The following is a 21,993-nucleotide window of genomic DNA, read 5'->3' on the forward strand; positions in this document are numbered from 1 at the left end:
GCCTGCTCAGCTGTGGCGTGCGTGGGGCGTTCGTCAGCATGGGGTCTATCCGTCAGGCGGGCGAAGGGCCGGGTGTCGGCGCATGATGGCCCGCCACTTGTTCGATGGCAGGTCGTCACGGAACGCGGCGAGCCCGGTGCAGTACTTGGATATCCGGCAGGGGCGATGCCCAAGGGCCCACAGTTGGCGGTCGGCTACCGAGGCGGAGCCTGCGGCTTTGGTCTCGATGATCGAAACCCCCTCGAGATTCAGTCGCGTGCCGTCGCGCAGCGCCCATGTCACGTCGGTGTCGACGGTGATCCGGCTGTTCGAGTCGGGCAGATAGAGCGTGCTGCGGCGATAGCTGGTCCTGAGGGTCGGGCAGAACGCGTCGTAGCGCGCGTCCTTGATGCCCGCCTTGCGCAGCACCTCAGCGACGAAGGAGCGGTCCTCGCCCGTCAGCTCGTCCGAGGCGGTGGCATCGTACGGCCGTCGCTGCTTCACCGTGTTGCCACGGATGCCGCAGGTCTTCACCTCAAGGTAGGAGACGCCGGAGTCCAGGTAGACGCGTCGTCGGACCTTGAACCGTCTCCGTCGCCCTTGCGTAGCCAGAAGATAGGTGGTCAGCTCCGGGGTGTCGTAGTAGAGCGACTCATACCCGAAGCAGCGTTGCTTGTCGATTTCAAGGATGCGAGCCGTACGAGCCATCCCGGCAAGGAGCACCCCGGCCGATGCCAGGGGTAGCACGTACTTGCGGTCGACCCGCGTCTGCAGCGTCGCTCGGCAAAGGAGTTCTTCGAGGTCGATCGGGTGGAGCGTGGCAAGCGCAGGGAACGCGGTGGCTGCGTCGATGCCGCTCACGGTCGAGCACCACGCAGCGCGCCGGGCACGGTGGCATCAGCCACCTTGTCGTGGTCGCCGGTCGCGGTCCGCTGGCCCTTGGCCACTGTGAACCGTACGTCGACCAGGGTGGTGTCGTTGACGAGGTCGACGCGTTGGACGGTCACTTTTCGCACGGCAGCGCCGAGCAGGCCTTCGAGGTGCCGAATGAGTGTTGGTTCATCGGTGAACGCCGAGTCGAGCATCATCGTCTGCTGGCGGTGGCGACGAAGCAGTCGCGGGTGCCCGGCGAGGTACATGACGGCGATGACCAGGCCCATCAGCACGAAGGCCAACGTGCCGACCTCCGCGCCCAGTCCGCCGAGCAGACCCAGCGCCAACGCGGAGAAGTAGTAGGCCACCTCCTCCTGGTCCAGTTCGGCAGAGCGAAGCCGGATGATGGACAGCACGCCAAAGAGTCCCAGGCCCAGGCCGGCACCTACGGTGCTGGTCGCCAGCGAGGCGGCGACAGCGAGCACTCCGACGTTGACCCCCAGGTACGCGACTGCCAGGTCGCGACGACGGTGACGGGGAAGGTAGACGCCGAAGGTCAGTAGCCCAATCGCTACGAGGTCAGCTGCGTAGAACAGAACTGGCGGCATGGGGATCCTTTTAGGGGTCTGACCGGCATGCGTCTGATGTCAGGCCGGGCATACGCATGGTGATGTGTTGCTCTCTCTGCGTGCATAGCATGAGGTCTGCTGTGCCTACTTGTCCACGGCCTGCGGCCCGAGGGTCGGAAATGAGGCGGTTGGAGCAGATCAGCGTCCCGCGACCAGGTGGGTGGTGCCGGAATCCGGATGCCGTGGCTCCCATGCCACCTCATGGGATCGGGCGCACGCCTTCGCGGCGGCGGTGCCGAGCAAGGGGATCTCCCGGCCTCGCTCGGTAGCCGCGCGCCGGTGTTCCGAGCCGCGTACTGCGAGCCCAGGGCCGCTGTGGCGCCAGAGGGCGGACTGCCCGATCAACGTCCAAGGACGAGGCACTAGACGTTCGGCGGTAGTGCCGTCCAGTCGGGGAAGTTGCCGTAGAGTCGGCTGTCCCCGCCCTGGGTGACCGCCTGCACCAGCAGGTCGCCGCCGACGAAGGCGCCCTTCCAGGAGGCGCCCCGGCCGCCGAACGGCTCGTCCCGGTCGCCGCGCGAGCGCGGCCTGTTGATGCCGACCTTGAACGCTTGGAGGTCGACCGCGAGCTTGCCGGCCAGCTCCTCGTCGTCGCAGGCGAGGCTGGCGACCAGCGCGCCGTTGGAGGCGTTCATCGCGGCCAGCAGTTCGTCGGTGGTGTCCACCACCACGATGGTGTCGACCGGGCCGAACGGCTCGGCGTGCATCAGCCGGGACCGGCCGGGCGGGGCGAGCAGCACCGACGGGGCGACGTACGCCGAGGTGTCCTGGCCGTCGAGGAACGGCGCCCCGGCCAGCTTGCCCCGGTGCAGCGGGACCGCGCCGCCGCGGACCGCCTCGTCTACCTTGCGGCGCAGCTCGTCGGCCTTCGCCCCGCTGATCAGCGGGCCGAAGTCCAGCTCGGGCAGCGGGTCGCCGGCCCGCCAGTTCTCGTCCACCGCGAGTGGATGGCCGAACCGGATCGAGCGGACCACCGGCAGGTACATGTCGAGGAACTCGTCGACCAGGTCGCGCTGGACCACGAACCGGGGGTACGCCGTGCACCGCTGCTTGCCGTACTCGAAGCCCTTGCGCAGGTGCCCGGCGAGCAGGTCCCACTGGGAGAAGTCCCAGATGCCCCAGGCGTTGAGGCCCTCCTGCTCGATGAAGTGCCGCTTGTCGGAGTCGAGCAGCGCGGCGGCGACCTTCCCGCCGTTGGACCGCCCGCCGACGAACGCCACCGCGCCGATCTCCGGGGCGCGCACCAGCACTTCGGACAGCTCCTCGCCGCCGCCGGAGACCAGGGTGGCGGGCAGCCCGGCGCGGCGCATCAGCGCGTGCGCGACGGTGAGGCAGACGGCGCCGCCCTGGGACGGGGTCTTCGCGATCACCGCGTTCCCGGCGAGCAGCTGCACCAGCTCGGCGTGCACCAGCACGCTCATCGGGTAGTTCCAGCTGGCGATGTTGCTGACCGGGCCGGGCAGCGGCTCCCGGCCGTCGGCCAGCATTCGGTCGATCTCACCGACGTACCAGCGGACCCCGTCGAGGGCCCGGTCCACGTCGGCGCAGGCCAGCCGCCACGGCTTGCCGATCTCCCAGACCAGCAGCAGGGCGAGCAGGTCGCGGTGGGCGGTGAGGGCGTCCAGGGCGTCGGCGACCCGGGCCTTGCGTTCGGTGAGGGGGGTCCGTGCCCAGTCGCGGTGCGCGACGGCGGCGAAGGCGACGGCGGCGCGGGCGGCGTCGGCGTCCAGCCGGGGCAGGTTGACCAGGACCGTGTTGTCGACCGGAGTGCGAACGGGGTGCGGCATGCCGACCGCCCGCCAGTCGCCCTCGACGAGGTTGCGCAGGGTGGTCACGCCGTCCGCCTCGGGCCCGAAGGCCTCGGGCGTGGCGGCCACCGCGCGGGCGAGGGTCTCGGTCCAGGCGGTTCCGTCGGCGAGTCGTAGAGCCATCGGGTCTCCTCAGGGTGAACCGGGGAGCGGCGGCGTCGACGGCACCGCTGATGGCCGTACTGTCTCGTGCCGATGCGCGGGCGGCAACAGTACGTTCGTATCTCAGGACGCGAGTCGGCCTCCCGGCCGCCGGCCGCGCGCCCGCCGGGCCGTGCCAACCGGCCCTGAACAGCGGGTACGCGGCCAGGGAATCGAGACTAATCGATAATGTGATCCCGTTCGGAGTGGCGTTGGTCGCTCTTGCGCCTCGGCGGATCGATGCCTGGACGGCCTGGGGTGGCCGCGCGGGGCGACCCGGCGCGGCGGGCCCAGGGGCGACCCTGGCACTCCCGGGCACGCGGACCGGCCGCCGGACGGAGGTCCGGCGGCCGGTCGCGGGCGCTGCCCGAGGGTCAGCTGGTGAAGGTGATCCGGTCCCGGCGGCGCCGCAGCACCATCAGGGCGGCGCCGCCACCGACCAGCGCGACGCCGGTGAGCGCCATGCCGGTGACGGCCACGCCGGTCAGCGGCAGGTCCTCGCCGCCCGACGGGGAGGCGGGGACGGTCGCCGACTCCGAGGGGGACGCCGAGCCCGACGGCACGGGCGACTCCGACGCCGACGGGGAGCCCGACGGCGACTCCGAGGCCGACGGCGACTCCGACGGCTGCGGCGACTCCGAGGTGGACGGGGACGGCGACGGCGAGGGGGACTTCGTCGGCGCCTCGCCGGCGCAGGTGTGGCTCACGTTGAACTTGGTGCCGGTCCCGCTGACCGTGGCGGACCCGCCGACCAGCGTCCACCCCGCCGGGGTGAACAGGTAGGCGTGGATCTGCCGGGGGTTGCGGCCGCCGGTGGAGTAGAAGAAGTCGGGGTACGCATCCGAGCCGTCCGGGATCGTGACCGTGACGGCGGCCGTGCCGTCGTTGAAGGTCAGCGTCAGGCTCTCGAAGTCACCGTACTCCTTGCCCGGCAGCACGAAGTGCCAGCCGTCGTCGCCGGCCGGGAGGCCGGCGAAGCGCTCGTCGTCGCAGACCTGGTTGAAGTGGGCCGCCGTCCGTCCCTCGTGGGCCGGGTTGAGGCCGATGGTGCTCGACGCCCACGCCGGGGTGGCGAGGGCGAGGCAGGCCGCGGCGGCGGTCGTGGACAGGGCCGCGCGCGCCAGGCGCCGACGCTGAGGCATGGGGATTCCTCCGGTGAAAGACGAGGGGTCGTCACATGATCGCATGCGGCGTGCCGGCCGCGGGCATCGGGCGAATGGTCTGAGCTGCGGCGACGCCGCGTCGAATCCCACTCTCAGGGGGAGATTGCCGTCGCCGGGCGGCGTGTCGGGGTAGCGCTTTCGGCCCCGCCGACGCTCGCCACGTCGCCGGGTCTTCCCAACGACGCAATCCGCTGGATACATTGTCGAGCATCCATGGGAGCGCTCCCGCGCCTCCTCGGGCACCCCACCACCCGCCGCCGGCGGCTCCGACCCACCCGACGCCGTCCCCGCGTCCGGTCGGGGTCCGCCGGGGCACCTCCCGTCAGGAGCATCCACATGCGCCACCCGATCCCGCCGTCCCGGCCGCCGTGCCCCGCCGACGAGCCGCCGAGGCGCACCCGCCGCGCCCGACCCCGGCTGCGTCGACTGCTCGCTGCCGCCGCCGCCCTGGCCAGCGGCCTCACCATGGGCGTAGCCGCGCCGCAGGCCGCCCCCGTCGCCGCCGCGCCCGCCTTCAACTACGCCGAGGCGTTGCAGAAGTCGCTGTTCTTCTACGAGGCCCAGCAGTCCGGGAGGAAGCCGGCATGGAACCGGGTCTCCTGGCGTGGCGACTCCGCGCTCACCGACGGCTCCGACGTCGGCGTGGACCTCACCGGCGGCTGGTACGACGCCGGCGACCACGTGAAGTTCGGCTTCCCGATGGCGTTCAGCACCACCATGCTGGCCTGGGGCGCGGTCGAGTACCGCGCCGGGTACGTCGCCTCCGGGCAGCTCAGCCACCTGCTCAACAACCTGCGCTTCGTCAACGACTACCTCGTCAAGGCGCACCCCGCCCCGAACGTCCTCTACGGGCAGGTCGGCAAGGGCGACGACGACCACAAGTGGTGGGGTCCGGCCGAGGTCATGCCGATGGCGCGGCCCGCGTACAAGATCGACGCCAGCTGCGGCGGCGCGGACCTGGCGGGGGAGACGGCGGCTGCGATGGCCGCGTCGTCGATGGTGTTCCGGCCCACCGACGCCGCCTACGCCGACAAGCTGCTCGCGCACGCGAAGCAGCTCTACACGTTCGCCGACACGGTGCGTAGGAGCTACCACGAGTGCATCACCGATGCGACCAGCTTCTACCGCTCGTGGAGCGGCTACCAGGACGAGCTGGTCTGGGGCGCGATCTGGCTCCACCGGGCCACCGGCGACGCGAGCTACCTGGCCAAGGCCGAGAGCGAGTACGACAAGCTCGGCACCGAGAACCAGACCACCACCCGGTCCTACAAGTGGACCATCGCCTGGGACAACAAGCAGTTCGGGGCGTACGTGCTGCTGGCCAACCTGACCGGCAAGCAGAAGTACGTCGACGACGCCAACCGCTGGCTGGACTGGTGGACCGTCGGGGTGAACGGGTCCAAGGTCAGCTACTCGCCCGGCGGGATGGCCGTGCTGGACTCCTGGGGGGCGCTGCGCTACGCCGCGAACACCTCCTTCGCCGCGCTGGTCTACAGCGACAGGACCACCGACGCCACCCGCAAGGCGCGCTACCACGACTTCGCCGTCCGGCAGATCAACTACGCGCTCGGCGACAACCCGCGCAACTCCAGCTACGTGATCGGGTTCGGGGCCAACCCGCCGCGCAACCCGCACCACCGCACCGCGCACGGCTCCTGGTGGGACAGCCAGACCGTGCCCACCGAGACCCGGCACGTGCTCCACGGCGCGCTGGTCGGCGGCCCGTCCTCGGCCAACGACGCGTACACCGACAGCCGGTCCGACTACGTGATGAACGAGGTCGCCACCGACTACAACGCCGGCTTCACCTCCGCGCTGGCCCGGCTCTCCTCCGAATACGGCGGCAGCCCGCTCGCCGGCTTCCCGGGCACCGAGACGCCCGACCTCGACGAGCTGACCGTGGAGACCACGGTGATGCAGGCCGAGCCCCGGGCCACCGGGCTGAAGGCGATGATCTACAACAAATCGGCGTTCCCGGCCCGGGCGCTGACCAACGGGAAGTTCCGCTACTACTTCCGTCCCGACGGCACCGGCCCGGTGCAGGTCACCCCCGGCTACACCCAGGGCTGCCCGTCGCCGGCCACGGCCAAGCAGTACAGCGGCGACATCTGGTACGTCGAGGTCGACTGCACCGGGCACACCATCGCCCCGGCCGGCCAGTCGCAGCACCGGATGGAGGTCCAGTTCAAGGTCGGCGTGCCGGAGGGCGGCACCTGGGACCCGACCAACGACCCGTCGTACCAGGTGACCGCCGGGCCGAACCGCAAGGTGCCGCTGTACGCCGGAACCACCCGGGTCTGGGGCGAGGAGCCGACCTCGACGCCCACGGACACCACCCCGCCCACCGCGCCCGGCACGCCGGTCGCGTCCGCGCTCACCCCCACCGGCGTCACCCTGACCTGGCCCGCGTCGACCGACACCGGGGGCAGCGGCCTGGCCGGCTACGAGATCACCCAGGAGACCGTCGGCAGCGACGCGCTGGTGCTGCACCGCAGCGGCACCAACAGCCTGACCGTCTCGTCGCTCGCCCCGGCCCGCAACTACCGGTTCTGGGTGAACGCCCGCGACGGCGCCGGCAACCGCTCGACATCCTCGCCGACGATCGCGGTGGCCACCCCCGCCGGGGGCGGCCCGGACACCACCCCGCCGACCGCGCCCGGCGCCCCGACCGCATCGGCCGTCGGCCCCAACGGGCTCACCCTCACCTGGGGCCCGTCCACGGACGACGTCGGGGTCACCGGCTACCGCGTCTACAAGAAGACGTGGCCGGTGGACACCGCTCTCGCCACGGTCACCGGCACCACGTACGCGGTGACCGGCCTGACCGCCGGCACCGCCCACGGGTTCTACGTCGTCGCGCTGGACGCCGCCGGCAACCCGTCGACCCCGTCGCCCACCGTCACGGTGACCACCACGGGGACGCCCACCCCGACGCCCACGCCGACCGGTTCCTGCAGGGTCGGGTACGCGACCAGCGACTGGAGCACGGGGTTCACCGCCAACATCACGATCACCAACACCGGCACGACGGCGCTCACCGGCTGGAGCCTGGCGTTCGCCTTCCCCAACGCCGGGCAGCAGGCGGGCCAGGCGTGGTCGGCGAACGTCACCCAGACCGGCACCGCCGTGACCGCCTCGAACCTCTCCTACAACGGGGCGCTCGCGCCGGGGGCGTCCACCAGCTTCGGCTTCAACGGCACCCACACCGGCACCAACCCGAAGCCCACCGCGTTCACCCTGAACGGCTCCCCCTGCACGGTCGCCTGACGCCGCTCCCGCCCCATTGAGACCTTGGACGGTTACCGTTCCCACGGGACGGTAACCGTCCAAGATTCATGCTGCGGGGTGCCAGCCCGCCGCCAGCAGAGCGCGGCGGAGGGTGGCCGCGACCTCGTCGGGGCGGGCGCGGACGAGCCAGGCGGGGAAGCGCAGGATCCGGTCGCCCGCCGTCCACACGTCGTTCTGCCGCCGCATGTCGGCCGCCCACTCGCGTACGTCCGTGTGGTGCGCGCCGTCGATCTCCACGTGCACCCCCCACTCCCGCCAGTACGCGTCCAGCCAGCGGGTCCGCCCGCCCGCGTCGGTGCGCCGGTGCTGGAGATCCGGTCGGGGCAGGCCGTGCCGCCGGCACAGCCCCAGAAAACTGATCTCCGACAGGGCCTCCGCGCCCCCGGCGATGTCGTCGACGGTCCGGCGGACGAGGTGACGCCGGTGCGCCCGGGGGAGCGCGTCGACCACCGCCCGAATCTCCTCCGGCGACACCCGCCGCTGCTGACAGCCGGCGGCCAGCACCGCCTGGGCCTCGTCGACGGTACGCGCCCAGCCGGCGGCGTCGACCAGGGCGCGGGCTGTCGTCGTCCGGGGTGGCCGGGCGAGCTGGAGATGCGCCCGCGGCAGCACCGACGTGCGGTGCACCGTCACCGCCGCCATGTCGACCGGCAACCGCCGCAGCACCGTCCGGCCGGCCCGACGGGTCGCCGGCACCAGGACGTGCAACGGCTCCCGTCGCAGCCCCCGGACACCGGCCTCGGCCGCCGCGGTGGCTCGGCCAGCACCGCGTGGGGACCGGTGGCGAGCACCGCCACCCACAGTTGCTGGTCCCGGGTCAGCCGGCCGTTGCCGGTGAGCAGGACGCCCCGGCAGACCGAGCGCCACCGGCCGGATCGGACCCGCCCCCGGACGACGCCGGGGCCGAGCAGGCCCGTCGCCTGGGCGGTGGTGAGGACGCCGGACTGCGCGAACGCCAGCCAGCCGAGCGGATCCTCGCCGTCGTCGGGAATCGTGAGCACCATCCCGTGACCCTGCCCGCCCCGCGCCCAACCGTCCGCCCCGTCCGGCCGTGCTGGGTGTTCCCGTCCGATTCTTGGACACCTGCTGTTCCCCGGCGACGGTAGGTGTCCAAGAACGGCGTGTCCCCGGGGCGGCGCGGCGGGTCCTGCCGCTACCGGGGTTTGGTCGGGCGCTCCGTCGCACCGGCGGCCGGCACCGGCGGCCGGCACCGATCCCGGTGGCGGGACGAACGGCGGCCGGGCGTCAGTCGGCCAGGTCGTCGGCGAGCAGGTCCATCAGCAGGCCGTCGTGCCAGCGGCCGTCCTCGCCGCGCTCGTAGCGGCGCAGCACCCCGACCGGGCGGAAGCCCACCTTCGCGTACGCGCGGATCGCGGCGGTGTTGGCCGCCGCCGGGTCGATGGTGAGCCGGTGGTGGCCGTGGTCGTCGATCAGGTGCCGGGCCAGGGTGCGGACGGCGTCCCCGCCCAGCCCGCTGCCGCGTACCTCCGGGTCGAGGAAGAGGTCGAGGCTGGCGTGCCGGTAGTCGGGGTCGACCTCGGCGTACCACTGGATGGCGCCGACGACCCGGCCGTCGTGCTCGATCGCGTACACGGTCAGCACGTCGTCGGCCAGGTCGGCGCGGACGGCCCCGGTCAGGTCGTCGCCGCCGCGCCACCAGCGCCGCACCTCGGGCGTGGACCGGATCGCCGCGAGGACCGGAACGTCGGCGTCCGTCGCCGGTCGAAGCGTGACCGCCCTGCCCCGTAGCGTCGGCACCGCGCTCAGCCCCGCAGCTCGCCGTGCTCGACGCAGACCGCCGCCCAACCCACCGGCAGCACCTGCACCTTCATCCGCCGCCGGCAGCCCGCGCAGAACCGGGGCGGTTCCAGCTCCCGCGCCGCCCGGCACGCCGAGTGGCCCCCGGCGTCCGCCGGCTCCCCGCACCGGTCGCACCACACCTGCGTCGTGGTCATCGGCGTCGGCGTCACAGCGTCGCGGAGAGCGCCTTGACCGGCATCTTCAGATCGTCCAGCAGCGCCAGGTCGTCGGTCGCCGGCCGGCCCAGCGTGGTCAGGTAGTTGCCGACGATGACCGCGTTGATGCCGCCGAGCAGGCCTTCCCGGGTGCCCAGGTCGCCGAGAGTGAGCTCCCGGCCGCCCGCGTACCGGAGGATGGTGCGCGGCATGGCCAGCCGGAACGCGGCGATGGCGCGCAGCGCGTCCTTGCCCTCGACCACCGGTTGGTCGCCCAGCGGGGTGCCCGGGCGCGGGTTGAGGAAGTTCAGCGGGACCTCGTGCGGGTCCAGCGCGGCGAGCTGCGCGGCGAACTCCGCGCGCTGCTCCACCGTCTCGCCGAGGCCGAGGATGCCGCCGCAGCAGACCTCCATGCCGGACTCGCGGACCATCCTCAGCGTCTCCCACCGCTCCTCCCAGGAGTGGGTGGTGACGACGTTCGGGAAGTAGGAGCGGCAGGTCTCCAGGTTGTGGTTGTAGCGGTGCACGCCCATGTCGACCAGCTCGTCGACCTGCTCCTGGCTCAGCATGCCGAGCGACGCGGCGATCTGGATGTCGACCTCCGCCCTGATCGCGGCGACGCCCTCGCGCAGCTGCTTCATCAGCCGGGCGTCGGGGCCGCGCACGGCGGCCACGATGCAGAACTCGGTCGCCCCGGTCGCCGCGGTCTGCTTCGCAGCCTTCACCAGGGAGGGGATGTCCAGCAGGACCGAGCGGACCGGCGAGGTGAACAGCCCGGACTGCGAGCAGAAGTGGCAGTCCTCCGGACAGCCGCCGGTCTTGAGCGAGACGATGCCCTCGACCTCGACCTCCGGCCCGCACCAGCGCATCCGCACCTCGTGCGCGAGCTGGAGGGCGGCGGGGAGGTGCTCGTCGGGCAGGTTCAGCACGGCGAGGACACCGGCCTCGTCGAGGCCGACGCCGTTCTCCAGCACCTGCTTCCGGGCCTGGTCGAGGATCTCTGGCATGGCTCGTACCCTACAAGGCCACCCCGGCCTGGAGAAGCGCCCGAGCCCGCCCGCCCGGGTGGGCCCCGACCAGCCCCTGCCCGCTCCCGTATGTCCCCCGTACCCGCCCCCCGTATGTGCCTCCGGATCCGCCCCGCCTGGGACCACTGGCGGTCCCGCGCGCCGGGCCGCGCCACGCCGGGCCGCGGGCCGCGGGTGGTAACTTCGCCCGGGCGTAGGCGGCCGTGGCGGACGGCCGGGACCGGCGGACGTGGGGAGCGTGGCGTGGCGGACTGGCTGGCGGCGCTGCACCGCCGTGCCGAGCTGCGGGCGAAGGCGGGACTGACCCGCCGGCTGCGCCCCCGGGCCGCCGAGGACGCCGTGGTCGACCTCGCGGGCAACGACTACCTCGGCCTGGCCACCCACCCCGAGGTCACCGCCGCGGCCGGACGGGCCCTCGCGGCGTACGGGCTGGGCGCGACCGGCTCCCGGCTGGTACGCGGGTCCACCGACGTCCACCACGGGCTGGAGGCCGCCCTCGCGGACTGGCTCGGCACCGACGGCAGCCTGGTCTTCTCCTCCGGCTATCTGGCGAACCTCGGCGCGGTCCGGGCGCTGGCGCAGCCGCGTACCCTGCTCGTCTCGGACGCCCACAACCATGCCTCGCTGATCGACGGCTGCCGGATCTCCGGCGCGGAGACCGTGGTCACCCCGCACGCCGACCCGGCGGCGGTGGCCGCCGCGCTGTCCGCCGCGCCCGGCCGTCCGGCCGTGGTGATCACCGAGTCGGTCTTCTCCGTCGACGGTGACCTCGCCCCGCTGGCGGAGCTGCACGCCGTGGCCCGCCGGCACGGCGCCCTGCTGCTGGTCGACGACGCGCACGCGCTCGGCGTCACCGGCCCGTCCGGCGCGGGCGGGGTGGCCGCCGCGGGGCTCGCCGGCGAGCCGGACGTGGTGGTCACCGCGACCCTGTCCAAGGCGCTGGGCGGCGCGGGGGGCGTGGTCGCCGGGCCGGCCGAGTTCGTCCGGCACCTGGTGGAGACCGGCCGGACCTTTATCTTCGACACCGCCCTGCCGCCGGCCGTGGCCGCCGGGGTCCGCGCCGCGCTGGACCTGGCCCGCGCCGGCGACCACCTGCGCGCCGAGCTGGCCGAGCGGGCCGCGGAGACCGTACGCCGGCTGCGCGCCGCCGGGCTGACCGTCTCCGCGCCGGACGCCGCCGTGGTGTCGGTGACCGCCCCGGGCCCGGAGGCGGCGACCGCCTGGGCCGCCGGCTGCGCCGACCGGGGGGTGGCCGTCGGCTGCTTCCGCCCGCCGTCCACCCCGGACAGCCGGTCCCGGCTGCGGCTGACGATCAGCGCCGGGGTGCCCCGGGCGGAATTCGAGCGGGCCCTCGACGTGATCGTGGAGTGCGCCCCGTGACCGGCCGCCCCGGTCGCGGTGGGCCGCGCCGCCCCGTGACCGGTGGGTTTGGGGGCCGTCCCGTCGCCGGTGGGCCGCGCCGCGCCGGGGCCGCCGTGGCGGGCGGCGCGGCGCCGGGGGCACGGGACAGGGGGCGGGGCCGGCACGCCCCGCCGGAACGGGTGGAGGTGACGTCGTGAGCGGGGCGTGGACCGGGCCGGTGCTGGTCACCGGCACCGACACCGGGGTCGGCAAGACGGTGGTGACCGCGGCGGTGACGGCCGCCGCGCAGGCCGCCGGCCTGCGGGTCGCCGTGGTCAAACCCGGTCAGACGGGTACGGCCACCGGCGACCCGGGCGACATCGACTCGGTGACCCGGCTGGCCGCCCCGCTCACCGGCCGGACCCTGGCCAGTTTCCCCGACCCGCTCGCCCCGCTCGCCGCCGCCCGGGTGGCGCGGCTGGAGCCGCTGGAGCTGTACGACGTCGTCGACGCCGTCCGCGAGGAGGCCGACAAGCACGACCTGGTGCTGATCGAGGGGGCCGGCGGGCTGCTCGTACCGATGGGGCTGCGACCCTCGGGGGAGCCCTGGACGGTGGCCGACCTGGCGGTGGCGCTCGGCGCCCCCGCCGTGGTGGTGGCCCGCGCCGGGCTGGGCACCCTCAACCACACCGCGCTGACCCTCGAGGCGCTCCAGCGGCGTGCGGTGCCGGCCGGAGTGGTGATCGGCGCCTGGCCGGCGACGCCGGAGCTGGTGCACTGGGCGAACCTGACCGACCTGGTGCCCAACCTGTTCGGCGCGCTTCCGGCGGGCGCCGGGGCGATGGACCCGGGGGTGTTCCGCCGGTCCGCCTCGGGCTGGCTCACCCCGGCGCTGTACGGGGTGCTCGACGACTGGCGCGCCTGGGCCGAGGACAGCAGCTGACCGCCGCCTGACGGGCACGCACGGTCCGTCGGCGGCCACCTGACTTTCGTCGGTGCCCGGGCCCGACCACCGTCGGTAGCCTGGCCGACGTGCGGTGGGAGCGATGGGAGCGATGGCGTGGCGGCGTCCGGGGCGGGCCGGCGCGGTCCCGACCCTCACCGGGCGGGCCGGCACGGTTCCGGCCGCCGGGGGGCGGACTGTTGCGCGGTGGGCTGTTGCGGGACGGGCTCCTGGGGCGCGGGCTCCTGCGGGACGGGCTGCTCTGGGCGGTGGTAGCGGCGCCGATCGGCTTCGCCCAGCTCACGCCGCCGTACGACAGGCACACCGTCCCGCTGGGGCTCGGCGCCCTGCTGCTGCTCGCCGTCGCCGTCCGGCTGGGCCACCGCCGGCCGCTGACCGCGCTGATGCTGGTGGTGCTCGGTTCCCTGTTCGACGGCAACTTCGTCTTCGCCATCCCGGTGTTCAGCTACCTGGCCGGACGGCGCAGCCCTGGGACGGCCCCCGCCGCGGCGGTGTTCGGGGTGATCGCCGTCGGGGGCACCATCCTGAACCTGGGACTGCTCGGCACCGACGCCACCACCTGGTTCCTGCTCGCCTCGGTGCTGCCCTTCGCCGGGGTGTTCCCCTGGCTGGTCGGCCGGTACTGGCGGCAGCAGCGGGAGCTGGTGGTGGCGGGGGACCGGCACGCCGAGGCGGTGGCCCGGGAACGTCGCGGCGCGGCCGAGCGGATCCGGCTGCGGGAGCGGGCCCGGATCGCCCAGGAGATGCACGACTCCCTCGGCCACGAGCTGAGCCTGATCGCGCTGCGCGCCGCCGCCCTCGAACTGGCCGACGACCTGCCGGCCCGGCACCGGACGGCGGCCGGGGAGCTGCGCGTCAGCGTCGCCGGGGCCACCGAGCGGCTGCACGAGATCATCGGGGTGCTCCGGGAGGAGGGCGCCGGCCCGGCGTCCACCCTGCCGGCCGGGGAGAGCGTCGCGGAGCTGGTCGACCGGGCCCGGGAGGCGGGGATGGCGGTGCGGCTGGACGGCGACCCCCTCGACCTGCCCGCGATGGCCGGGCACGCGGCGCACCGGGTGGTCCGGGAGGCGTTGACCAACGCAGCCCGGTACGCCCCCGGCGCACCGGTCACCGTCACCCTGGCCCGCCTCGGCGGCCGGGTCGAGGTCGGTGTGGCCAACGCCCCGCCGCCGGCCGGCCCGCTGCCCGGTCCGCCGTCCAGCGGCTCGGGCCTGCTCGCCCTCCGGGAGCGGGTACGCCTGGCCGGCGGCACGTTGACCGCGGGCCCGGGGGCGGCCGGCGGCTTCACCGTGCTGGCCCGCCTCCCACTCGCGCCCACCGCGCCGCTCGACCCCCCGCCGGCACAGCCGGTCGAGGAATGGCCGGTCGATGGGCGGCTGGCGGAGGGACGGTCGGGCGAGGGACGGTCGGCGGATGCGGAGCGGCGGCTGCGCGAGGCCCGTCGCCGGGTCCGGCGCAGCCTGGCCGCGGCGCTCGGCGCCCCGCTGGTCCTCGGGCTGGTGCTGACCCTGGTCTACTACCCGTTCGCCACGGCGGGCGCGGTCCTCGACGCCGTGACTTTCGACCGGCTGCCGCTGGGCGCCGCCCGGCAGGAGCTGACCGGCCTGCCGCGCCGCCAGGTGGAGCCGCCGGCCAGGGCGCGCCCCGGCTGCGAGTACTACACCGACGGCAACTTCCCGCTCGCGCAGGCCACCTGGCGGCTCTGCTTCTCGGACGGGCGACTCGTGGGCAAGGAGCGGATCGACGGATGATGGACCGATGGGACGACGGGCCGGGGGCGGCCCGGCCGGTGCGGGTGGTGCTCGCCGACGACGAGGCGATGATCCGGGCCGGGATCCGGGCGATCCTCGGCGCGGACCCCGGCATCGAGGTGGTCGGCGAGGCCGGCGACGGCGTGGCGGCCGTCGAGTTGGTCCGGGCGCACCGGCCGGACGTGGCGCTGCTGGACATCCGGATGCCCCGCCTGGACGGGCTGGCCGCCGCCGCCGAGATCCGCCGGCTGGCGCCGGGCACGGCCACGGTCATGCTCACCACGTTCGGCGAGGACGACCATGTGGCCCGGGCCCTCGGGCACGGCGCGAGCGGCTTCCTGCTCAAGGCCGGCGACCCGCGGGAGCTGATCGCCGGGGTACGGGCGGTGGCCGGCGGCGGGGCGTACCTGTCGCCGCAGATCGCCCGGCGGGTGATCGAACTGAACGGCGCCCGGCTGGCCCGCCGCCCGGCGGCCCGGGAACGCGCCGCCGGGCTGACCGACCGGGAGCGGGAGGTGCTCGCCCTGGTCGGCGCGGGCCTGTCCAACGCCGAGATCGCCCGCCGCCTGCACCTCGTCGAGGGCACCGTGAAGAGCTATCTGACCAGCATCTTCACCCGCCTGGAGGTGCGCAACCGGGTGCAGGCGGCGATCCTCGCCCACGAGGCCGGCCTCGTCGAGACGTGACCCTCAGGCGTCGCGGCGGCGGGCCGTGATCCTCAGGCGTCGCGGCGGCGCAGGGCGGCCCGGCCGGCGGCCAGCGCGGCGGCGGCCCAGCCGGCGAGCAGCAGCAGCCCCACCACCGGCGGGTACGGGTCGGCGTCCCCGGCTAGGAAGTGGCCCCCGGCGACGCCCGGGAAGCCGTCGGCGATCCGGGTCAGCACGGCGATGCCCGGTTCCTGGAGCGACAGCGGCACGATCATCAGCACCGCGATCAGGACGATCACCGTCAGCACCGCGCTGCGCAGCACCGCGCCGAGGCCGAGCGCCAGCACCCCGACCAGCGCCAGGTAGGCCGCCGAGGCCAGCACGTCGCGGACCGTGCCGCCGAGCGGGGCGTCGCCCCACTCGCCGAGCACCGCGCCAGCGACCAACGCGCCGACCCCGCCGAGCAGCAGCCCCGACCCGAAGGTCACCGCCCCGCTCACCACGGCCTTCGCCAGCAGTACGCGACCGCGCGACGGCGTGCAGCGCAGGGTGGTCCGCAGCGTGCCGGTGCCGAACTCGGCGGTGACCGCGAGCAGGCCGATGGCCAGCACGGCGTACTGGGTGAGTTCCAGGGAGCCGATGACGACGCTGCCGAGGGTGACCATCCCCCGGTCGTCGGTCGGGTCGTCGTTGGTGTTGTCGTTGGCGGCGTAGATGGCGAGCTGGCCGGCGGCGGCGGCCGACAGCAGCACCGCCGACAGCAGGGTCCACCAGGTGGACCGCACCGACCACAGCTTGGTCCACTCGGCGGCGACCGCCCCGGCGAGCGGGCCGGCAGCCGGTGTGGTGCGGGTGGCGGGCTGCGCGTTCATCGGGCCTCGATCCGGTGGTGGGTGGTGGGGGAGTCGGCCGGGGCGGCGGCGTACTCGACGCTGCCGTCGGTGAGCGCCATGAACGCCTGCTCCAGCGACGCGGCCACCGGGGTCAGCTCGTGCAGGGCCACCCCCAGCTCGTACGCGAGGTCGCCGACCCGGTCGGCGGTCAGCCCGGTGACGGTCAGCCCGTGCGGTCCGTCGGCCTCGACGACGCCTCCGTCGCCGGCCAGCCGCCGGGCCAGCGTCGCCAGGCCGGCCGGCTGCGGGCCGCGTACCCGCACCGAGGCGGCGGCGGAGCCGCCCGCGATCACCTCGGCGGTGGGCGCGTCGGCGATGAGCCGGCCCCGGCCGATCACCACGAGGTGGTCGGCGGTCTGCTGCATCTCGCTCATCAGGTGGCTGGAGACCAGCACCGTCCGGCCCTGCGCGGCGAGCGAGCGGGTGAGCTGCCGGATCCAGCGCACCCCGTCCGGGTCGAGGCCGTTGACCGGCTCGTCGAACAGCAGGACCGGCGGGTCGCCGAGCAACGCCCCGGCGATGCCGAGCCGCTGACCCATGCCGAGGGAGAGGGTCCGGCCGGGCTTCGCGGCGGCCCGGTCGTCCAGGCCGACCAGGGCCAGCACCTCGTCGACCCGGCGGCGGCCGATGCCGTTGCTGCGCGCGGTGGCCAGCAGGTGGGCACGCCCGGGCCGGGCCGGGTGGATCGCCCCGGCGTCGAGCAGCGCGCCGACGGTGTGCAGCGGGTGCCGCAGCTCCCGGTACGGCCGGCCGTCGACCAGGGCACGGCCGGCGGTGGGCCGGTCCAGGCCGAGGATCATTCGCATGGTGGTGGACTTGCCCGCGCCGTTCGGGCCGAGGAACCCGGTGACCCGGCCGGGTGCGATGTCGACGGTCAGGTCGTCGACGGCGGTCGTCGGGCCGAACCGTTTCGTCAGGCCACGTAGTGTGATCATGGATCGACGGTAGGGATCCGGGCGGCCCGCCCGCTGCTGCCGATCGGCGACGACCCACCCCCACCTTCGTCAGGTCCGCCCGCCCGACCTCAGTGAGGTCCGCCGCCCCGACCCCGCGTCAGGTCCGCCCCGCCGCGCCGGCCTCCGGGCGTCCGCCGGCCGGCCCCGGCCAGCCCGGCGCGTGGGTGGGGCGGCTCGCGGGGGCGGTCAGGAGCGGTCAGGAGCGGTCGGGGCGGTCAGTGCGGTCAGTGCGGTCGGGGCGGTCAGGGGCGGGCGATCACGAAGGCGTCCGGCATCCGGAAGGTCAGGTTGTCCGGGTACCAGGGCGGGCGGACGACGCGTACCCCGTCGAGCAGCGGCACGGCCTCGGCGACCACCACGGCGGCCTCCAGCCGGGCCAACTGGGCGCCGACGCAGCGGTGCGCCCCCGCCCCGAACGCCAGGTGCCGGCGGGAGCCGCGCTGCCCCGGGCGGAACTCGTCCGGGGCGGGCACCACGTCCGGGTCCCGGCCGGCGCGGGCCAGCCAGAGCACCACGCCGGTCCCCGCCGGCACCGCCGTCCCGCCCAGCGTGGCGTCCACGGCGGCGACCCGCCGCCAGGTGACGATGGGCGGCTCCAGCCGCAGCCCTTCCTCGACCACGTCGGCGACCGCGACGCTGCCGTCGCGCAGCCCGGCGCGCACCGTCGGTTCGCCGATCAGCCGGTGCAGCAGCAGGGTGAGGAACTGCGAGGTGGTCTCCTGGCCGGCGACCAGCAGGAAGAACAGCGCCCCGACGACCACGTCGGGCGAGTGCCCGGCGGCCCGCAGCCGGGCGGCGAGGCCGCCCCCGGTTGCGGCGAACCCCCGCAGCACGGTGTGGAAGCGGCCCACCTCGGCGGCGAGCGCCCGTTGCCGCGCCTCGTCGAGCGGGGCCCAGAACAGCTCCAGCGCCGCGCGGGCGAACTCCTTCACCGCGCCGACCGGGGCGTCCGGCAGCTCGACCAGCCGGGCCAGCACCAGCAGCGGCAGGTCCGCGGCCAGGTCGGCGTGCAGGTCGACCGGTACGCCCGCGTCGAGCGCCGCGCGCAGCCGGGCGACCCGCTCGCGGACCAGCCCGGTCAGCCAGGGCTGCTGCGCGGCGACCCGGGTCGGGTGCAGCGCGTCGGCGACGATGCCACGGATCTCCGGGTGGCTCGCCCCGCCGTTGTTGGCCAGGGTCGGCGGCAGCCTGAACCGGTGCCCGGCGAGCACCCGCAGCGCGGCCACCGGCAGCGGGGTGACCGCGTCCAGGGCGTTGTCGGGCCGGAAGGTCACCGGGTCGGCGAGCACCTGGCGGACCAGCGAGTGCCGGGTCACCACCAGGTGTACGACGCCGACGTGGTCGACGACCGTCGCCACGTCCGGCCACCGCCCGCCGACGGCGTCCCCCCACCCCCGGAACAGCACGGCGTCAACCTAGCGGGCGGCCCCCGGCGGCGCCGGGTTCAGCTCCCACACGGTGGTGCGCTTCACCCGTACGCTCTCCAGGGCCTCCGGCACCGGCACGTCGTAGGCGGCCAGCTCGCGGAACCGCTCCCGGGGCAGGAACGCCCGGCCCGGGTCGCCGACCAGCACCAGGGCACCGGCCCGGGCGGCCCGGAGCAGGAAGCGCAGCATCCGCCGGGCCATCGCCTCGCTGTAGAAGACGTCCCCGGCGAGCACCACCTCGGCGTCGGCGGCGTCGCCGTCGAGGATGTCGCCCAGCTCGGCGTCGACGCGTACCCCGTTGGCGCTGGCGTTGAGGGCGACCGCGGCCACCGCGCGCTCGTCGACCTCGACGGCGCGCACGGCCGCCGCGCCGGCGCGGGCGGCGGCGATGGCGACCAGGCCGGAGCCGGACGCGAGGTCGAGCACCCGGCGGCCGGCGACCAGCTCGGGGTGGTCGGTCACGTACCGGGCGAGCCCCTGCCCACCGGCCCAGGCGAACGCCCAGAACGGCGGCGGTTGGGAGCTGCGGAACTCACCCTCGGTGAGCTCCCACAGCCCGATCGGCTCGTCGGCCTGGTGCAGGCGGACCTCGGGGACGAAGGTCACCGGGGTGAGCCGCGCGTGCAGCTTCACGAAGGCCGTGGAGAGTTCGGACACGGGCCGATTGTCCCGGGCCGGCCCGGCCGCCGCCCGGTCGGGGCCAGCAGCCGCACGGCCGCCCGTGCTCGACTGCCCCCTTGCTCGATGGCCGCCGGGCCGCCGATCGGACCGATCAAGCGATGGCTATCGATTTTACAAAAGCTCCTCTCTTGTAAAACGTCATGGCCCGTGCCACAGTCGGGGCGTACCCGGGAGATCGGAGGTCGGCGATGGCCGCGCATGCCGAATCGACAGTCCCGTCTGCGGCGCCAGCCCCCTCCGGTGCCTGGCGCGACCCGCGCAGGCCGCTCTGGCCGCTCGCGCTGGTGGTGCCGGCGCTGCCCTTCCTGGCCTGGCTGACCTGGCGGGGCGGGGCTGGATCGTGGGCCTGGTGGCTCACCCCGGTGGCGGTCTTCGGCGTGATCCCCGTGGTCGACCTGCTGATCGGCGACGACCGGCGCAACCCGCCGGAGGAGGCGGTGCCGGACCTGGCCCGGGACGGCTACTACCGTTGGCTCACCTTCCTCTACCTTCCCGCCCAGTACGCCGGACTGGTTCTCGGCTGCGCGCTCTGGGTCTCGGGTGACCTGCGCCCGCTCGGCGCGGCCGGGCTGGTCGCCACCCTCGGCGTGGTCGACGGCATTGCCATCAACACCGCACACGAGCTGGGCCACAAGCGGGAGCGGTTGGAGCGCTGGCTGTCCAAGGTGGCCCTCGCCCCGACCGGGTACGGGCACTTCTACGTCGAGCACAACCGGGGCCACCACGTCCGGGTCGCCACCCCGCCGGACCCGGCCAGCTCCCGGCTCGGGGAGAGCTTCTACGCGTTCTGGCCGCGTACCGTCTGGGGCGGCCTGCGGTCGGCCTGGCGGCTGGAGACGGCCCGGTTCCGCATCCGGGGCCGCAGCCCGTGGACGTACCGCAACGACATCCTCAACGCCTGGGCGATGACCCTCGTTCTGTTCGCCGTCCTGGTCGCCGCGTTCGGGCCGGGCGTGCTGCCCTTCCTGCTGTTCCAGGGCGTCCTCGGGTTCTCCCTGCTGGAGGTGGTCAACTACCTGGAGCACTACGGTCTGGCCCAGCGGCGCACCCGGGCCGGCCGGTACGAAAAGGTCGACCCCCGGCACAGCTGGAACAGCGACCGGACGGTCACCAACGTCTTCCTCTTCCAGCTCCAGCGGCACAGCGACCACCACGCCAACCCGCTGCGCCGCTACCAGACGCTGCGCAGCTTCGACTCCTCGCCGCAGCTCCCCGCCGGGTACGCCACCATGGTCGTCGCCGCCCTGGTGCCGCCCGTGTGGCGGCGGGTGATGGACCACCGGGTCCTCGCCCACTACGGCGGCGACCTGGACCTGACCAACGTCCACCCGCCGGCCCGGGCCCCGCTGCGGGAACGCCTGGGCCGGCCACCTTCTGGCACCCCCGGCACTCCCGGTACCCCCGGCACTCCCGGTACCCCCGGCACTCCCGGTACCCCCGGTGCTCCTGGCACCTCCGGGCCCGCGCCGGCCTCCCGCTGACCGCCGCGTGGCGCTGTCCGGGCGGGCTACGCCGGTCGGTCCGACAGCCTCCTGGTACGACCCGGTGGCCGCCACGGGGCGGGCCCGGTAGGGCCGGGCGATGCGCCGGCCGGTCCGGCGGTTTCGTCGGCGGTCCTCGGCCGTCGGGCTGCGGCGTGCGGTCAGCCCACGCCGTCGGGCTGTGGTTGGGGCTGCTCGGCCCGGCGGGAACGCTCCTGTGCCGGGGCGGACCAGTCGAGCTGGGTCGGGTCCAGCCCCAGCTCGCGGGCGGTCACCAGCCGGATCCACTCGGCGAACTGGCGGCGGGAGATCACCCGTTCGTGGACCGCGAGCTGAACGGCGAGGCCGTCCATCACCGCGTTGATCCGCCAGGCCGCGCCGGCCGGGTCGGCGCACTCGAAGGTGCCCTCGCGCACCCCGTCGCTGATCACCGCCGCGAGATCCTCCCGCCAGCGCAGGTCCAGCCGGCGGGAGAGCTTCTCCAGCTCCGGGGCACGCAGGGACTCCGACCAGCCGTCGATCCACATCGGCCAGGAGGTCGACCGGCCGGTCGGGGTGTAGAGCTTGAGCATCCTGCGGAGCTTGACCAGGGGGGAGCCGGACGATCGGATCACGGCGTCGAGCCGGGCGAGGTCCTGTTCCACCGCGTACTCGAAGGCCTGGGCGAGGAGCCGTTCCTTGGTGGCGAAGTGGTAGAAGACCAGGGCCTGGCTGACCCCGGCGGCCTGTGCCACGTCGGCCGTGCGGGTGTTGGCCAGCCCTCGTTCCGTGATCACGTCACAGGCCGTGCGCAACAGGGCATCCAGGCGGATCTCGGCGGCACGTCTCGTCACGCCGCTACCGTAACCTATCCGTTCGTGCACAAACAGTTACCGCTGCGGCTGATTCACACCAAGAGAGTCGGAAGACGGACAGTTTTTCCCTCTTGCCAGGCATGCCCCAAGTACTCCTGTCCAGGCTCCTAGGAAGCTCACGCACCAGGACTCTC

The 21,993-nt window shown here is 74.4% G+C and carries 20 protein-coding genes; 6 read left to right on the forward strand and 14 right to left on the reverse strand.

Annotation, left to right across the window (positions count from 1 at the left end; all coding sequences use genetic code 11):
• Positions 1-45: 45 nt before the first annotated feature.
• The 4 genes from OG617_RS22875 to OG617_RS22890 all read right to left on the reverse strand — a co-directional run bounded on the left by OG617_RS22875 (position 46) and on the right by OG617_RS22890 (position 4,572).
• Positions 46-840 (reverse strand): polyphosphate polymerase domain-containing protein, encoded by a 795-nt coding sequence (locus OG617_RS22875; RefSeq protein WP_405095047.1) that lies wholly within the window; start codon positions 838-840, stop codon positions 46-48.
• Positions 837-1,460: a DUF4956 domain-containing protein gene (locus OG617_RS22880; protein WP_405095048.1), complete on the reverse strand. Its 624-nt coding sequence runs from the start codon at positions 1,458-1,460 to the stop codon at positions 837-839. Before OG617_RS22880 ends, OG617_RS22875 begins: the two co-directional genes overlap by 4 nt.
• A 383-nt stretch (positions 1,461-1,843) precedes the next feature.
• Positions 1,844-3,412 (reverse strand): aldehyde dehydrogenase family protein, encoded by a 1,569-nt coding sequence (locus OG617_RS22885; RefSeq protein ID WP_405095049.1) that lies wholly within the window; start codon positions 3,410-3,412, stop codon positions 1,844-1,846.
• A 392-nt stretch (positions 3,413-3,804) separates the two neighbouring features.
• A complete protein-coding gene (locus OG617_RS22890; RefSeq protein WP_405095050.1) occupies positions 3,805-4,572 on the reverse strand; it encodes an LPXTG cell wall anchor domain-containing protein in 768 nt (255 codons plus the stop codon).
• A 357-nt stretch (positions 4,573-4,929) separates the two neighbouring features.
• Between OG617_RS22890 and OG617_RS22895 the strand changes: the two genes are divergently transcribed.
• The gene (locus tag OG617_RS22895; RefSeq protein WP_405095051.1) at positions 4,930-7,860 is read left to right on the forward strand and encodes a glycoside hydrolase family 9 protein; all 2,931 of its coding nucleotides are present in this window, start codon (positions 4,930-4,932) and stop codon (positions 7,858-7,860) included.
• Positions 7,861-7,926: 66 nt separating this feature from the next.
• Here OG617_RS22895 and OG617_RS22900 read toward each other — a convergent pair whose 3' ends face one another.
• The 5 genes from OG617_RS22900 to bioB all read right to left on the reverse strand — a co-directional run bounded on the left by OG617_RS22900 (position 7,927) and on the right by bioB (position 10,843).
• Positions 7,927-8,577, reverse strand: coding sequence for a hypothetical protein (locus OG617_RS22900; RefSeq protein ID WP_405095052.1), 651 nt, complete (start codon positions 8,575-8,577; stop codon positions 7,927-7,929).
• Positions 8,511-8,885, reverse strand: a complete 375-nt coding sequence (locus OG617_RS22905; RefSeq protein ID WP_405095053.1) for a hypothetical protein — start codon at positions 8,883-8,885, stop codon at positions 8,511-8,513. Before OG617_RS22905 ends, OG617_RS22900 begins: the two co-directional genes overlap by 67 nt.
• A gap of 241 nt (positions 8,886-9,126) precedes the next feature.
• Complete coding sequence (locus OG617_RS22910; protein ID WP_405095054.1) at positions 9,127-9,639, reverse strand: GNAT family N-acetyltransferase; 513 nt, start codon at positions 9,637-9,639, stop codon at positions 9,127-9,129.
• Positions 9,640-9,644: 5 nt separating this feature from the next.
• Positions 9,645-9,836: a hypothetical protein gene (locus tag OG617_RS22915; protein ID WP_405095055.1), complete on the reverse strand. Its 192-nt coding sequence runs from the start codon at positions 9,834-9,836 to the stop codon at positions 9,645-9,647.
• A gap of 11 nt (positions 9,837-9,847) precedes the next feature.
• Complete coding sequence (bioB, locus tag OG617_RS22920; protein ID WP_396680153.1) at positions 9,848-10,843, reverse strand: biotin synthase BioB; 996 nt, start codon at positions 10,841-10,843, stop codon at positions 9,848-9,850.
• 264 nt (positions 10,844-11,107) lie between these two features.
• On the opposite strand from bioB, the gene OG617_RS22925 reads away from it, so the two are divergent.
• The 4 genes from OG617_RS22925 to OG617_RS22940 all read left to right on the forward strand — a co-directional run bounded on the left by OG617_RS22925 (position 11,108) and on the right by OG617_RS22940 (position 15,606).
• On the forward strand, positions 11,108-12,244 hold the full coding sequence (locus tag OG617_RS22925) for an 8-amino-7-oxononanoate synthase (protein WP_405095056.1): 1,137 nt from the start codon (positions 11,108-11,110) through the stop codon (positions 12,242-12,244).
• A gap of 199 nt (positions 12,245-12,443) precedes the next feature.
• A complete protein-coding gene (gene bioD, locus OG617_RS22930) occupies positions 12,444-13,148 on the forward strand; it encodes a dethiobiotin synthase (RefSeq protein WP_396680272.1) in 705 nt (234 codons plus the stop codon).
• A gap of 215 nt (positions 13,149-13,363) precedes the next feature.
• A complete protein-coding gene (locus OG617_RS22935; protein WP_405095057.1) occupies positions 13,364-14,920 on the forward strand; it encodes a sensor histidine kinase in 1,557 nt (518 codons plus the stop codon).
• A complete protein-coding gene (locus tag OG617_RS22940) occupies positions 14,917-15,606 on the forward strand; it encodes a response regulator (protein ID WP_405095058.1) in 690 nt (229 codons plus the stop codon). Before OG617_RS22935 ends, OG617_RS22940 begins: the two co-directional genes overlap by 4 nt.
• Before the next feature lie 32 nt (positions 15,607-15,638).
• Here the strand turns inward: OG617_RS22940 and OG617_RS22945 are convergent, their stop codons facing one another.
• The 4 genes from OG617_RS22945 to OG617_RS22960 all read right to left on the reverse strand — a co-directional run bounded on the left by OG617_RS22945 (position 15,639) and on the right by OG617_RS22960 (position 19,500).
• A complete protein-coding gene (locus OG617_RS22945; protein ID WP_405095059.1) occupies positions 15,639-16,439 on the reverse strand; it encodes an ABC transporter permease subunit in 801 nt (266 codons plus the stop codon).
• Entirely contained in the window at positions 16,436-17,395 is a 960-nt protein-coding gene (locus tag OG617_RS22950) for an ABC transporter ATP-binding protein (RefSeq protein WP_405095060.1), read from the reverse strand. Before OG617_RS22950 ends, OG617_RS22945 begins: the two co-directional genes overlap by 4 nt.
• A gap of 263 nt (positions 17,396-17,658) precedes the next feature.
• Positions 17,659-18,822: a cytochrome P450 gene (locus OG617_RS22955; protein ID WP_405095061.1), complete on the reverse strand. Its 1,164-nt coding sequence runs from the start codon at positions 18,820-18,822 to the stop codon at positions 17,659-17,661.
• A 9-nt stretch (positions 18,823-18,831) separates the two neighbouring features.
• On the reverse strand, positions 18,832-19,500 hold the full coding sequence (locus OG617_RS22960) for a class I SAM-dependent methyltransferase (RefSeq protein ID WP_405095062.1): 669 nt from the start codon (positions 19,498-19,500) through the stop codon (positions 18,832-18,834).
• Positions 19,501-19,712: 212 nt separating this feature from the next.
• Between OG617_RS22960 and OG617_RS22965 the strand changes: the two genes are divergently transcribed.
• The gene (locus OG617_RS22965; protein WP_405095063.1) at positions 19,713-21,005 is read left to right on the forward strand and encodes an alkane 1-monooxygenase; all 1,293 of its coding nucleotides are present in this window, start codon (positions 19,713-19,715) and stop codon (positions 21,003-21,005) included.
• 161 nt (positions 21,006-21,166) lie between these two features.
• Here OG617_RS22965 and OG617_RS22970 read toward each other — a convergent pair whose 3' ends face one another.
• Positions 21,167-21,838, reverse strand: coding sequence for a TetR/AcrR family transcriptional regulator (locus tag OG617_RS22970; RefSeq protein ID WP_405095064.1), 672 nt, complete (start codon positions 21,836-21,838; stop codon positions 21,167-21,169).
• Positions 21,839-21,993 lie beyond the last annotated feature (155 nt).

The organism is Micromonospora sp. NBC_01412 (assembly GCF_045040215.1).
GTDB lineage: Bacteria > Actinomycetota > Actinomycetes > Mycobacteriales > Micromonosporaceae > Micromonospora > Micromonospora rubida.

Excerpts from the sequence above, each read along its gene's own strand:
- OG617_RS22880 (WP_405095048.1), bottom strand. The coding sequence starts at position 1,460 with ATGCCGCCAGTTCTGTTCTACGCAGCTGACCTCGTAGCGATTGGGCTA.
- OG617_RS22885 (WP_405095049.1), bottom strand. The coding sequence starts at position 3,412 with ATGGCTCTACGACTCGCCGACGGAACCGCCTGGACCGAGACCCTCGCC.
- OG617_RS22890 (WP_405095050.1), bottom strand. The coding sequence starts at position 4,572 with ATGCCTCAGCGTCGGCGCCTGGCGCGCGCGGCCCTGTCCACGACCGCC.
- OG617_RS22895 (WP_405095051.1), top strand. The coding sequence starts at position 4,930 with ATGCGCCACCCGATCCCGCCGTCCCGGCCGCCGTGCCCCGCCGACGAG.
- OG617_RS22905 (WP_405095053.1), bottom strand. The coding sequence starts at position 8,885 with ATGGTGCTCACGATTCCCGACGACGGCGAGGATCCGCTCGGCTGGCTG.
- OG617_RS22915 (WP_405095055.1), bottom strand. The coding sequence starts at position 9,836 with ATGACCACGACGCAGGTGTGGTGCGACCGGTGCGGGGAGCCGGCGGAC.
- bioB (WP_396680153.1), bottom strand. The coding sequence starts at position 10,843 with ATGCCAGAGATCCTCGACCAGGCCCGGAAGCAGGTGCTGGAGAACGGC.
- OG617_RS22940 (WP_405095058.1), top strand. The coding sequence starts at position 14,917 with ATGATGGACCGATGGGACGACGGGCCGGGGGCGGCCCGGCCGGTGCGG.
- OG617_RS22945 (WP_405095059.1), bottom strand. The coding sequence starts at position 16,439 with ATGAACGCGCAGCCCGCCACCCGCACCACACCGGCTGCCGGCCCGCTC.
- OG617_RS22950 (WP_405095060.1), bottom strand. The coding sequence starts at position 17,395 with ATGATCACACTACGTGGCCTGACGAAACGGTTCGGCCCGACGACCGCC.
- OG617_RS22965 (WP_405095063.1), top strand. The coding sequence starts at position 19,713 with ATGGCCGCGCATGCCGAATCGACAGTCCCGTCTGCGGCGCCAGCCCCC.